Origin of the sequence: Mesorhizobium sp. M1169, from assembly GCF_040318345.1 — a bacterium.
Classification (GTDB): domain Bacteria; phylum Pseudomonadota; class Alphaproteobacteria; order Rhizobiales; family Rhizobiaceae; genus Mesorhizobium.
This window is the reverse complement of the sequence record NZ_JAMYME010000076.1, coordinates 1-11,928: the sequence shown is the minus strand read 5'-3', so window position 1 is coordinate 11,928 and position 11,928 is coordinate 1. Positions and strand designations below refer to the sequence as shown.

General features: G+C 61.2%; 13 protein-coding genes. 8 read left to right on the top strand and 5 right to left on the bottom strand.

Features of this window, described 5'->3' with window-relative positions; genetic code table 11:
• Positions 1-355 precede the first annotated feature (355 nt).
• The 3 genes from NKH41_RS33040 to NKH41_RS33030 are packed head-to-tail and all read right to left on the bottom strand — an operon-like array spanning position 356 to position 1,752.
• Positions 356-1,243: a DUF1259 domain-containing protein gene (locus NKH41_RS33040; protein WP_023722132.1), complete on the bottom strand. Its 888-nt coding sequence runs from the start codon at positions 1,241-1,243 to the stop codon at positions 356-358.
• 39 nt (positions 1,244-1,282) lie between these two features.
• Complete coding sequence (locus NKH41_RS33035; protein WP_023722133.1) at positions 1,283-1,510, bottom strand: chromate resistance protein ChrB domain-containing protein; 228 nt, start codon at positions 1,508-1,510, stop codon at positions 1,283-1,285.
• Positions 1,507-1,752, bottom strand: coding sequence for a chromate resistance protein ChrB domain-containing protein (locus NKH41_RS33030; protein WP_023722134.1), 246 nt, complete (start codon positions 1,750-1,752; stop codon positions 1,507-1,509). The genes NKH41_RS33035 and NKH41_RS33030 overlap by 4 nt, the downstream gene beginning before the upstream one ends.
• Before the next feature lie 125 nt (positions 1,753-1,877).
• On the opposite strand from NKH41_RS33030, the gene NKH41_RS33025 reads away from it, so the two are divergent.
• The 3 genes from NKH41_RS33025 (at position 1,878) to NKH41_RS33015 (ending at position 5,657) form a co-directional block, all read left to right on the top strand.
• A complete protein-coding gene (locus tag NKH41_RS33025) occupies positions 1,878-2,855 on the top strand; it encodes a chromate resistance protein ChrB domain-containing protein (protein WP_023722135.1) in 978 nt (325 codons plus the stop codon).
• Between the two features lie 9 nt (positions 2,856-2,864).
• On the top strand, positions 2,865-4,274 hold the full coding sequence (gene chrA, locus NKH41_RS33020) for a chromate efflux transporter (protein ID WP_352466319.1): 1,410 nt from the start codon (positions 2,865-2,867) through the stop codon (positions 4,272-4,274).
• 81 nt (positions 4,275-4,355) lie between these two features.
• On the top strand, positions 4,356-5,657 hold the full coding sequence (locus NKH41_RS33015) for an MFS transporter (RefSeq protein ID WP_502896190.1): 1,302 nt from the start codon (positions 4,356-4,358) through the stop codon (positions 5,655-5,657).
• On the opposite strand, the gene NKH41_RS33010 is transcribed toward NKH41_RS33015, so the two are convergent.
• Positions 5,604-6,113, bottom strand: a complete 510-nt coding sequence (locus NKH41_RS33010) for a hypothetical protein (protein WP_352491420.1) — start codon at positions 6,111-6,113, stop codon at positions 5,604-5,606. The genes NKH41_RS33015 and NKH41_RS33010 overlap by 54 nt on opposite strands.
• A gap of 392 nt (positions 6,114-6,505) precedes the next feature.
• Positions 6,506-7,576: an NAD/NADP octopine/nopaline dehydrogenase family protein gene (locus NKH41_RS33005; protein WP_352466321.1), complete on the bottom strand. Its 1,071-nt coding sequence runs from the start codon at positions 7,574-7,576 to the stop codon at positions 6,506-6,508.
• Between the two features lie 209 nt (positions 7,577-7,785).
• Between NKH41_RS33005 and NKH41_RS33000 the strand changes: the two genes are divergently transcribed.
• The 5 genes from NKH41_RS33000 to NKH41_RS32980 all read left to right on the top strand — a co-directional run bounded on the left by NKH41_RS33000 (position 7,786) and on the right by NKH41_RS32980 (position 11,914).
• Positions 7,786-8,757 carry a LysR family transcriptional regulator gene (locus NKH41_RS33000; RefSeq protein WP_352466322.1) on the top strand — a complete coding sequence of 324 codons (972 nt, stop codon included), beginning with the start codon at positions 7,786-7,788 and terminating at the stop codon, positions 8,755-8,757.
• Positions 8,754-10,223, top strand: a complete 1,470-nt coding sequence (locus NKH41_RS32995; RefSeq protein ID WP_352466323.1) for an NAD(P)-binding domain-containing protein — start codon at positions 8,754-8,756, stop codon at positions 10,221-10,223. The genes NKH41_RS33000 and NKH41_RS32995 overlap by 4 nt, the downstream gene beginning before the upstream one ends.
• A gap of 94 nt (positions 10,224-10,317) precedes the next feature.
• The gene (locus NKH41_RS32990) at positions 10,318-10,557 is read left to right on the top strand and encodes a hypothetical protein (RefSeq protein WP_352491421.1); all 240 of its coding nucleotides are present in this window, start codon (positions 10,318-10,320) and stop codon (positions 10,555-10,557) included.
• Positions 10,554-11,117: a peroxidase-related enzyme gene (locus tag NKH41_RS32985; RefSeq protein ID WP_352547717.1), complete on the top strand. Its 564-nt coding sequence runs from the start codon at positions 10,554-10,556 to the stop codon at positions 11,115-11,117. Before NKH41_RS32990 ends, NKH41_RS32985 begins: the two co-directional genes overlap by 4 nt.
• A 56-nt stretch (positions 11,118-11,173) precedes the next feature.
• Positions 11,174-11,914, top strand: coding sequence for an amino acid ABC transporter ATP-binding protein (locus NKH41_RS32980; RefSeq protein ID WP_352935812.1), 741 nt, complete (start codon positions 11,174-11,176; stop codon positions 11,912-11,914).
• The last annotated feature ends 14 nt before the right edge of the window (positions 11,915-11,928 follow it).

Below are 11,928 nucleotides of genomic sequence, written 5' to 3'. Positions count from 1 at the left end.
CCGGCGCAACCGCCGCGCTCCCTGTGATGAAAGTCACGGCGGGGATCAGCAATAGACCTCCGCCTCCGGCCGAGAGGGTGTTCAGCGTCCAGGTGAGGAACCCCGCCAACGCCAGGAGGCCTAGTCTAATCCAGTCCATCGGATCAGAACGAAGCGGGCCTCCGATCGTTCCGAACGCATCGGTTCGCAAAAACCCGGCCCGCCTTTTGAGTCTCGTGTGCGGTGGAAAGGCGATCTCCGGCGGAATGCTGGTGGCAGAAAGACGCCCTGCCAGAGAACAATTCCCGAGGCGGCGGGAAGAAGGCCGGCGATCGCTCCGAGCCGGCCGAACTCCGCCGTTGGACGGGCCACCAATCTAGCTCTTCTTGACGGCGACCTTGTCGAGGGCTGCGCGCAGGCCTTTCGCCAGCTTCTGCACATCGTCGTTCGCCCAGAAATGCATGAAGAAGAGCCGCGGCTGCTCATCGAGCATGTGGCTATGCAGTGCGGTGATCTCGATGCCGTTGTCCTGCATGGCTTTGATAACCAGATTGACCTCCTTTGCGGTCAGCACAAAATCTCCCGTGATCGCCGCCTTGCCGCCACCTGTCGATTGGAAGTTGATCGCTATTGCCGAGCCCATGGCCGCCGGCACTTCCATTCCATTTTCCTCGACCGGCTTAGCGCGCGGGATCGTGAACTGGTAGATCGCGCCATTGGCTTTGCCCTTATAACCGATGGTTTGGTCGACACCGGCTGCGTCGAAGTCGATCTGCGGAGCGGCTTGCGGCTGGGCGCCGCCTCCCATCGGTGTTTTGCTCAGCGCCAATCCGGCATGAAGCGCTGTGGCGAGCGTAACCGGGTCGCCCTGGCCGAACACGTGCATGTAGAGCGTCATCGGCTCCGCGCGCAGCAGGTGGTTGTGCACCGCGGTGATCTCGATCCCGCCTTCTTCCAACTTCTTCATGACCGGGTTCACCTCGTCCTGCGTCAGAACGATGTCGCCCATGACCATAGTCTGATTTCCCATGGGTTCGAACGCGACCCAGCCTCCGAGCGCAAAGCCGGGTTTCAGGGCCACGCCGTCGAGCGACACCTTCAGGTCCGTTCGTGGCAAGCCCACTCGATAGACGCCATCAGGCGTCTCTGCTCCGGATTTGCCGAGCGCCTTTGCGATTGTTTGCCAATCGGGTGCCGCCGATGCCGGTTGGAGCAGCGCCGACATCGCGATCAGCATTGCTCCGGTCACGAGTTTTGCATGCATGGGGTTTCTCCTTGTGATCTGCCCCCATTGCCCAATTCGTCATGCGGCTGCTGGCTTCGTGGCGGGAGGCCAGCTGTGCGTTTCCGCTTTGCGGCCCGAAGCCCACGCGTAGAGCGCGTCATAGATGACGAAGCCGTGGTTCAGCACCTCATGGTCGTCGGGCGTCAGGTCCCGCAGACCCATGGAGATCGCCAGCAACCCGGCCGATTGCGGCGTCAGGTCATGCCGGTCGGTGTCGGCACCGCGCACGATCGCGGCAATGGTCACGATCGCCGGGTGCGCTCGAGGCCGTATTTCGAGACGAAGGTGTCGACACTGCAGCCGTCGCCGACATGCGTGAATTCGACGCCGGGCACGTCATACGGCGTAGCGCCCGTCTCCTGTGCAACCCGGATCACCTGATCGGGTGGCACGAACAGGAATTCGGACTCCTTGTCGATGAAGCGGGCGATCAGCCAGGGGCAGGCAATGCGGTCGATGACCGGACGTTCGCGGGTAACCCATTTCACGGCCTTGTCTCCCTTGATTTGGCAACAAGCCCAGGCGGCCCACTGCCATAAGGAGGTCAACGCTACGCCCGAATGTGAAATGATACAAGTGTTGCATTTATTTGTGCACGTGATACGGTTCACTTATGAGTGAGGGGGAAACGACGGAACAGCGCTGGCTGCTCCTTATCCATCGGCTGCCGAGCAAGCCGGCCTATTTCCGGGTGAAGATCTGGCGGCGGCTGCAAGGCATCGGCGCGGTCGCGGTGAAAAGCACCGTCTATGCACTGCCGGCCAATGCCGAGACGCAGGAGGATTTCGAGTGGCTCCTGAAGGAGATCGTCGCGGGTGGTGGCGAGGCGATGGTGTGCGAGGCGCGTCTCGTCGACGGGCTGTCGGATGCCCAGGTCCAGGCGCTGTTCGATGCGGCGCGTGATGCCGACTATGCGGAGATCGCCAAAGAAGCGCGTGGTCTCGCCGCCGAGATCGGCGCGAACGCTGCGCCGGAGAAACGTGTGGAGACGCGGCCGCAGCTCAACCGAATGCGCAAGCGGGTCGCCGAAGTGGACACGATCGATTTTTTCGGCGCTACCGGTCGCCTCGCGGTTGAGGGGTTGCTCGCCGAGCTCGAAACGCATGTCGTGGAGGACCAGCCCATGACCGAGGAGTCGAAGGCGGCTGAGCCGATCACGGACCTCAAGGGCCGGATCTGGGTGACACGCCGTGACGTGCATATCGACCGGATTGCCTGCAGCTGGCTGATCCGCCGCTTCATTGATCCAGACGCCGTCATCCGCTTCGTCCCGGGCAAGAGCTATGCGGCGAAGCCGAGAGAGCTGCGCTTTGATATGTTTGACGGTGAGGTCACCCATGAGGGCGACCGCTGCAGCTTCGAGGTGCTGCTCACCCGGGCCGGGCTTGACGACCCGGCGCTGCAGGCCATCGCCGAGATCGTCCATGATATCGACCTCAAGGACGGCAAGTTCGGGCGCGACGAGACGACGGGCATTGCCAGCCTAATCGCGGGCATCGCCATGACGAATAAGGGCGACGAGCAGCGGATCGCGCAGGGCGGCCCGGTCTTCGACAATCTCTACCAGTATTTCCGCCAGAAGCGCGGGTGAGGGGAACCAATGACCAGCGTCCATGCCGTCCATCCGAATGCGCTGGGGGATGAACCTTCGCATTGCATCCCCTTCCGCGAAGCAGTGCGGGTCTGGGCGCGAGTCGCTGCGTTGAGTTTTGGTGGCCCGGCCGGCCAGATCGCGGTAATGCATCGCATCCTCGTTGAGGAGAAGCGCTGGATCGGCGAGACGCGGTTCCTGCATGCGCTGAACTACTGCATGCTGCTGCCAGGACCGGAGGCCCAGCAGCTCGCCGTCTACATCGGGTGGCTCCTGCATAAAACCCGAGGCGGGCTCGTGGCCGGCACGCTGTTCGTACTGCCGGGCGTCATCGCCATCATGGCGCTGAGCTGGATCTATGCGATTTTAGGCAATGTCGGCGCGGTGCAGGCGCTTTTCTTCGGCCTGAAGGCCGCTGTCCTCGCCATCGTGCTCGAGGCGGTTATCCGGGTCGGCAAGCGAGCGCTCAAGAACAAGGTCATGACAGGCCTCGCCGCCGCCGCCTTTATCGGGCTCTTCCTGTTCCATCTCCCGTTCCCGCTCATTGTCCTGACGGCCGGAGTGATCGGGTACGTCGGCGGGCGGGCCGGGCTGGCAGCGTTCATGGCGGGCAACGGCCATGGCAAGGTCGGCGGCAAGCAGGTCGCCGACGCGGAATCGGCGCTCGGCGAAGGCATTCCTGCCCATGCTCGCCCGCCGGTCAGCTGGTCGTTGAAGATCGGAGGTGTGTTTCTGGTGCTATGGCTGGCACCTGTCCTCGGCCTTTTCGTGCTGTTCGGGTCCGGCAATGTCTTCGCCGATATCGCGGTCTTTTTCTCGAAGATGGCGGTCGTGACCTTCGGAGGCGCCTACGCCGTCCTCGCTTACGTGGCGCAGCAGGCTGTCGATACATATGGCTGGCTGAAGCCAGGCGAGATGCTGGACGGCCTCGGCATGGCGGAGACGACGCCTGGCCCCTTGATCATGGTGACGCAGTTCGTCGGGTTCATGGGCGCGTATCGAGCGCCGGGATCGCTTAATCCGCTGCTCGCTGGAACGTTGGGCGGCCTGCTCACCACCTGGGTCACCTTCACACCTTGCTTCCTCTGGATATTTGTCGGTGCGCCGTTCGTGGAAACGTTGCGCAGCAACAAGGCCTTGTCCGCCGCGCTGGCGACCATAACGGCAGCCGTGGTGGGCGTGATCCTGAACCTGGCGGTGTGGTTCGCGCTTCACGTTCTGTTTGGAGCACTGCGCGAGGTCAAAGGGTTCGGCATGACGGTCGATGTGCCCGCATTCAGCTCCGTCAACGTCCCGTCCCTCGTCCTGACATTGGGTGCGCTGCTAGCGGTGTTTCGCTTCAAGATCGGCATGCTCCCGGTGCTCGTCGGCTGTTCGATCCTCGGGCTGCTCTACGGGATGGCAACGGGAGCGATCTAACCCGTGCAGCCAGCGCCGCTTACCAGTGGTGAGGAGGCATTGTTGACGTTACAGTGGCTCGCGCACGGTTTGCGCAAAGCTATTTCGAAGCGGCGCTTCAGGCTCCTTCCTGCCGGTGCTGAGCCGACTGCTGCGAACCTGCTGATATCAAGGGGACTGCGGGCGTTCGGTGACGGTCTGGTCAGCATCCTGCTTCCCGCCTATCTGGCCACGCTCGGCTTCGACGCCTTCGAGATCGGAACCCTGTCGACGGCGACGCTCGCGGGCTCAGCCGTCCTCACCCTGGCTGTTGGGATCGTCGCGCACCGCTTCTCCCGTCGAGCGCTGCTGACCGCAGCGGCTGTCCTGATGATAGCAACGGGGGTGGTCTTCGCTGTCGTTCACGACTTCTGGCCGCTGCTTCTCATCGCGTTCGTCGGCACGCTGAACCCATCTTCAGGGGACGTCAGCGTGTTTCTACCGCTCGAACATGCGCAGCTTGCGCAGAGCGTCACCGACCGCGACCGCACGGCGCTCTTTGCGCGCTACAGCCTCATCGGCTCTCTCGCCGGCGCCGTCGGAGCGCTGGCCGCAGGAGCGCCCGACTTTCTCCGCGACGCCATCGGCCTGGAAATGAAGCAGGCCCTCCAGGCAGCTTTTCTATTTTATGCCTCACTTGGGTTGGCGGCGGTGCTCCTCTATCGGCGGCTGCCGAGTGACGCGCCTGATGCAGGCAAAGTGTCGGCACAGCCATTGCGCAGGTCTCGCTCCATCGTTCTGTCACTCGCAGCGCTCTTCAGCCTCGACGCTTTCGCAGGCGGCTTCATCGTCCAATCGTTGTTGGCCCTCTGGCTCTTTCAACGGTTCGGCCTGTCGCTGGCCGCGACCGGCGCAATCTTCTTCTGGACGGGTGTCCTTTCGGCTGCGTCCTATTTGGTCGCTGTGCGAATTTCCCAGCAGATCGGACTCATAAACACGATGGTGTTTACGCACCTTCCGTCGAGCCTCTGTCTGGTGCTCATCCCGTTCATGCCGAGCGTCGCTCCGGCTATCGCTCTTCTGCTGATTAGAAGCGCGCTGTCGCAGATGGACGTGCCGACCCGCACATCGTACGTCATGGCCGTGGTGACGCCCGAAGAGCGGGCTGCCGCGGCGAGCATCACCGCCGTCCCCCGCAGCCTCGCGGCGGCCGCCAGTCCGGTCCTCGCAGGGGCTCTCCTTGCCGTCTCCAGCTTTGGCTGGCCCCTGATCATCGCCGGTGGGCTGAAAATTATCTACGACCTTCTGCTGCTCGCGACATTTCGCAGTGTTCGCCCTCCAGAGGAGCACGGGGGCGGGAGGAATGACATGTCAGTCGGCCATGATCGAACTGGCAACGACGCGCGGGTTTCCTGGTGGCGTTGAAGGCAGGACCACCAGCCGGACAAATTGCTTACGTCCGCCGGCAACGAGGATGTAGAGACGCGAGAACTCCTCCGTATCGCGATCTTCGGCAATCTTCTCGGCATCCGTACGGGTGAAGAAACTCTTCCGAAATGCCTCTTGATCGATATCGGGAAATGCCAGCGTACACGTCTGCACCGGTTTGCCGCTCATCGTTGCCTTGGTGGTGCCGATGATGGTTCCTGCTGGCAATCCTTCCTCCGCTTCGGCCACCAGCCATGCCTCCAATGAGGTTGGATTAGCGATTGGCGCGAGTTCGGCGAAGCCTGCTTCGGCAATAAGTGTCCACCTGCGTTCGTGCGCGGTCTCTATCATGCGCTCGAAATTGGGACCCTCGGCCAGACAGGTACGGTGAAATTGTTCGACAGCCTGATCCGCATCACTGGCGGCCTGCGCCGGTGACATCGTCAGACCCAAGATGGTCCCTGCCCACGTTAGAAATCGGAACATGTCTATCTCGCGTAGCTGATTGTGGACGAACCACTTATCCTGAACGGGCTACGACACTCGTTGTTCCGGACTGTCGGCGCCTGCATGGCCGGTATCTTGATGGAGGCGCGAAGCGCCTGCGCAGTTGATGCAATGTTCAGGCATCTGGCAACTGATGGAACCATGCCGCACTGGGTTTCGATGACGGACCCTGCTACAGACCCACTCACACCGCCGGGCGGGACCATTTGATCTCGTGCTGAGTTCCTGGAGACATCTCCCGGCGCTCGCCGAGGAACCTGCATGTCGTGCTCGCCGGCAACCAGCCCCGGTGGTTTTTCGGGCACTTGGCCTATGTCCCAGTCCACTGTGGAAACTTGTTAAAATCCCTTACGGCAAAGGTTTTCGAGGTCCGCTTTTGCCATTCCCTCGAAGCCCAGCGCGGGAAGAATATCATTATCTCCCTTAAGATCGCGACCGTAAGCCGCCGAGAATATGGCAATTCCAGATTCATGGAGAATCGCTGAATTTCCGCTGATCTTCCCCAACAAAACGGTCGGCAGCAGCCCGAACGGAACGTCCTCGAGGATATAGCGGCTTTCGATGGTTGACGGGCCGAAGCCGCCGCGGCCTTGGCGATCCATCTCCTGGTTCATTTCCGAAACGGTGGCCATGGGGACGTGAAACGACAATGAAAAATGCTCTTCAACTGTGCGCACGGCAATTCCAAAACGGGCGGCGATCGCCAATCGTTCCGCGTCCAGAGCCTCGATAAAGCGGCCGACAGCCGGGGTGACGTTTCCGGCCTGGCTCCACTGTTCTCCCTTCTCCATGCGTGTGAGATTAAGAAGAGCGATCCCAAGATGGTTCTGCGGATTGAGGTTGCTGAGCGCGATAGCAAGCATGCCGTCGCGCTTGACGAAACGATCGCCGAACAAGCTCGTGCAAAGCTCGAACCCTTGGTCCTGAGCACTGAAAGGCAGCGTCGCGACATCCAGTTTCTGGCGAACGGTTGCAACATCGATTTCGGCTGGCCCGCGCTGTTGCCCAGTCACGAGCGTGGTACCCCAGACGACGATCGGCAGGCTAACCTTCCGGTCCGCAAGCTGCTTGGAGAGATACAGTGCCCCAAAGGAACTGTGCGAGCTGATGATAACCGGCGTTCCGTCGCTTAGATAAGGAGTGGCAGCGTCCATCACCATCTTGTGGCCGTAAGCCGGCAACGCGATTATGACGACGTCGGCATCGGCAATGGCGTCTTCGCAATCCTTGGCGATGCGCACCTTAGTCGTTGCCTTGATAGCTCCGGTAGCCTTCAGCAATCCACCGGCGGCCAGCGCCTTGGTGCGTTCTCCGGAAGGCGACCAAAGCATAGGGTCATGTCCCGCTTCGGCCAGATAGGCGGCAAGGCCGTAAGCAATCGCTCCGGCGCCAAGAATGCTTACGCGCATAAATTCCCTCCTGTTGCATTGCAGCCTCCATTTCTCACTAGGAGGTTCCACAAATCGGAGCCGCATCTGCCATCGTCGGCTTCTGGCGATGGGATTCCGGCCTGAGCCCGCGATTGCAACATGCCGCAGCGAATATTCGTTTCCCGCTTGACATATATCAAAAATGAATGAGACGATCTTATTCATACATAATACGCATGTAGGCGTAAATGGAAACACGAGATCTCCAGGCCTTTCTTGCCGTTGCCGCCAGTGGCAGCATCACCAAGGCTGCCGAGATGCTCGGGTGTTCCCAGCCTGCAGTGACACGCACCATTCAGGATCTCGAGGCAGAGCTCGGCTTCGAATTGCTGCACCGTGTCGGTCGGCGGGTGCAGTTGTCTGAAGAAGGTGCCGCCTTCGAGGAGGAAGCGCGGCGTTTGCTGATGTCCTTCACCGAGCTTGCCGCGCGGGCCAAGATGATTGCCGCCGGCAGACGGCGGATCCTGCAGATTGTTACCACTTCCGCGATCGGTACTGGCTTGATCCCGACGGCCATGGCCGAGCTCAAAGGTGTCGAACTTCCGCACGAGACGCATCTCGGGCAGTTTCTCCCCTCGATCGTCGCCCAGGAGGTGCGGAGCGGACGTGCCGAGATCGGGTTTTCAAGCCTGCCGCTCGATACGCCTGGTCTGGATGTCCTGCGGCTTTATTCAGCGCCTGATGTTGCTGCCGTGCGGGAGGACGATCCGCTGGCTGAACTTGACGTCATACCGCTTTCCGCTTTTGCCGGTCGCCGCGTCGCCACACTGCTCAACCCCCTACGTTTCCAGTTGCATGTCTCAAAGGCCTTGGCGGCCAGGGGCATCGACACAGGGCCAGTGATCCGGACGAATACTGCATATGGCGCGTTACAGATCGTGCGTCAGACTGGTGCGGCGGCCGTCATCGATCCCCTCACCGCTTATGGCGTCGCCCTGCCCGATGTCGTCATCCGCCCGATCGACGCAACCGTTCTTTTTTATTGGGGCGTTATGGCTGCCGAAAAACGCCCCCTTCGTCCAGTCGCGCAGGCGTTGATGGATGCGGTCGAGGCGGTGGCTGAACGGTCGATCGTCGGCTTCAAAAAACTGGATCCGACCCTCGCTGGCCAATTGGTGAACGATCCTGCATCCGGCACAAATCACGGAACAGGAATATGAAGCATACCCCCGCCGCGCCAACGCCGACAGGTCTTGCTGCGCTCGAAGCACAGCTCGCGCAGGATCTCGACTTTCTCGAACTGCCCGCCAAGCCATGGGTTCCCGCGCGTTCGCACGATGGCGTGCCGGTCCGTGACGTCGTGGTGATCGGCGCCGGCATGTGCGGACTTGCTGCCACGGCAAAGCTGGTGCTGACCGGGATAACCAATGTCGTGGCCTATGATGCGGCTCCGGCCGGGCTCGAAGGACCATGGGTCACCTTTGCCCGCATGCAAACGCTCCGGTCGCCGAAAACACTGCACGGTCCATCGCTCGGCCTGCCGCAATTGACGTTCCGCGCCTGGTTCACGGCGCAATGGGGCGTTGAGGCTTGGCGGTCGCTGGACAAAATCCCCAAGGGCCAGTGGATGGACTACCTTGTCTGGTACCGCAAGGTTCTTGGCCTGCCGGTGCGCAACAGTGTGCGCATGACCGGACTGGCACCCCTTGGAGATCTGATTGCGATCGATATCGAAGGCGCGGAAACCGGCCGGGTTCTCACCCGTCGCCTCGTTCTGGCCACCGGTCGGTCCGGGTTGGGCGGTTTTGCCGTGCCCGATTTCCTCAGCGGCGTCGATCGCGCCTATTGGGCCCATTCTGCCGACGACATCGATTTCGACGCGCTGAAAGGCAAGCGTGTCGCGGTTATTGGCGCTGGTGCCTCGTCCATGGACAATGCCGCAACGGCACTCGAGGCGGGAGCCGGCTCTGTTGACATGTTGATCCGGCGCAAGGAAATGCCGCGCATCAACAAGCTGACCGGCATTGGCAGCCCGGGTGTTGTACTCGGCATGCATCACTTGCCCGATGCCTGGAAGTGGAAATTCTTCGATTATACCGCCTCGACCCAGACACCGCCGCCGCGTTCCTCGACACTCCGCGTGTCTCGCCACTCGAATGCTCGGTTCCTTCTCGACTGCGTCATAGTTGCGGTGAGGGAAGAGGCAGGGACCCTGCTGGTGGAAACCACGCAGGGGCCGATACGCTACGACTTCCTGATCGCGGCAACCGGCTTTTCAAATGACTTCAGCGGCCGCCCGGAATTTGCGGCGATCGCCCCACATATCCGCACCTGGTCGGATGGCCGATATAGGCCGGATATGGGGCCGGCTCGTGCAGGCATGTCGGACGCGCCGGATCTCGGTCCGGCCTTCGAGTTTCGCGAACGCGTCCCCGGCTCCTGCCCGATGCTGGCGCATATCCATTGCTTCAACGACGCCGCGATGCTGACCCATGGCAAGGTCTCCGGCGACATCCCGGCCGTCAGCGCCGGGGCCGACCGTCTCGTCCGCGGCATTGCCGCATCGCTGTTTGCCGAAGATGTCGAAACCCACTTCGCCAATCTGATCGCTTACGACACGCCCGAACTTCTGGGCGACGAATGGGTCGATTCAACACCCTTGCTGCAGAAGGAGGCCGCGTGGTGATCGACGCGATGGACAAGGCCGCCGGTCTTTCGCCGGACGATGAGCTTTTCAGAGCGCGTCGGTTTCGGCCGGAATTCGTGCAAGGGGCCGAGGAATGTCGCATCTCCGGGCCGTGGCCCAGGGCGAAACGGCTCTGGAAGAACCATTGGCGACTATCGCCCGGCACGCCGACCTGGTCACGTTGACGCCAAAAAAGGCGGAGGCGAGCGACATCGCCCTGCTCGCCCAGGCTGGATTGAACAATCCTCAGATCGTCGCGCTCTCCGAACTGATTGCCTTCGTCAACTTCCAGACGCGGGTAGCGACCGGCTTGCGATTGATGAGGTCGGCATGATTTCCTCGGTGCGCCTGAAGCCGCTGAACTGGCAGCCATACATCGCGCCGGTCGAGTTGTCCGGGGCCACGCCGGAACAGCACGATGCGATGAAGGTTACGCCCTCCGCCAAGAAAGTTTCGGAATATGTGCGAACCCTTGCGCATGACCCAGAGAGCTATCTTGCGCGTACCGTTTTGTTCAACGCGATCATGTATGTCGAGGGCGGGCTCGCCCGTCCCGATCGCGAACTTGGCGCGTTGGGCGCATCAATGGTCAATGGCTGCAAATTCTGTGCCGTTGTTCACGCCCGCAGGCATGCAGAGCTGACCAAGAGCGACCAAGTGGTCACCGCACTTTATCTCGATAAACCTGAAGCGCTTGGGCCCCGCGATGCTGCAATCTACAGCTTTGCCCGCCGCCTGTCGGCGGCGCCTTCGGAAGCGACCGCAGACGATATCGCCACGCTGCGATCCGTCGGCATGAATGATGCCGAGATCATCGACCTTATCCACGCCATCTCGATCTTCGGCTGGGCAAACCGGCTGATGCACGTTCTCGGCCATGCGGAGAGCGGGTGATGATGTCGCATGCGGTCAAGGCACTCCGTCCCACACTGTGAAGGGCACCAACCAGAATGCTTGAACTCAAAGATATAAAGCTGTCCTACGGAAGCACGCAGGTCCTGAATGGCGTCAATCTCTCGGTAAAGCGAGGCGACGTTGTGTCAATCATCGGCCCAAGCGGCACCGGCAAGACCACCCTGCTGAAGTGCATCAACTACCTGGTTAAGCCGGCATCTGGAACCATCGCATTCGATCAGATTCGGATGGATTACCAGCGCGCTGACAAGGCAGCCATCCAGGCGATCCGGCTCCGGACAGCGATGGTCTTTCAGCAATTCAACGTCTTCAAGAACATGACCGTCCTCCAGAACGTCATGGATCCGCTAGTCGTCGTGCAGCGCAAATCCACGGACGAAGCCCGTGAAATCGCGCTCAGGGAGCTTGAACGAGTTGGCCTCTCCTCCAAGCGAGACAGCTATCCATCCCAGCTCTCGGGCGGCCAGTTGCAGCGTACAGGCATCGCACGTGCGCTGGCGGTTCGGCCGGATGTGATGCTCTTCGACGAGCCGACGTCATCGCTGGATCCTGAACTTGTTGGCGAAGTTCTGAAGGTGATTAGAGACGTCACGTCGTCTGGCATCACTTCGCTCCTTGTGACCCACGAGATGCAATTTGCAAAAAGCATCTCTAACCGCATCGTTTTCATGGATCGGGGCGTCGTTGCCGCCGATGGCAGCCCGGCTGAGATCTTCGATGCGCCTTCCAGCCCACGACTTGCTCAATTCCTGCAGTCTGAACTCGCTTTTCAATAATCCAACAAGAAGGG

Coding starts and splice junctions, on each gene's coding strand:
- NKH41_RS32990 (WP_352491421.1), top strand. CDS start 10,318: ATGTCGCATCTCCGGGCCGTGGCCCAGGGCGAAACGGCTCTGGAAGAA.
- NKH41_RS32980 (WP_352935812.1), top strand. CDS start 11,174: ATGCTTGAACTCAAAGATATAAAGCTGTCCTACGGAAGCACGCAGGTC.
- NKH41_RS33025 (WP_023722135.1), top strand. CDS start 1,878: ATGAGTGAGGGGGAAACGACGGAACAGCGCTGGCTGCTCCTTATCCAT.
- NKH41_RS32985 (WP_352547717.1), top strand. CDS start 10,554: ATGATTTCCTCGGTGCGCCTGAAGCCGCTGAACTGGCAGCCATACATC.
- NKH41_RS33000 (WP_352466322.1), top strand. CDS start 7,786: ATGGAAACACGAGATCTCCAGGCCTTTCTTGCCGTTGCCGCCAGTGGC.
- NKH41_RS32995 (WP_352466323.1), top strand. CDS start 8,754: ATGAAGCATACCCCCGCCGCGCCAACGCCGACAGGTCTTGCTGCGCTC.
- NKH41_RS33005 (WP_352466321.1), bottom strand. CDS start 7,576: ATGCGCGTAAGCATTCTTGGCGCCGGAGCGATTGCTTACGGCCTTGCC.
- NKH41_RS33040 (WP_023722132.1), bottom strand. CDS start 1,243: ATGCATGCAAAACTCGTGACCGGAGCAATGCTGATCGCGATGTCGGCG.
- chrA (WP_352466319.1), top strand. CDS start 2,865: ATGACCAGCGTCCATGCCGTCCATCCGAATGCGCTGGGGGATGAACCT.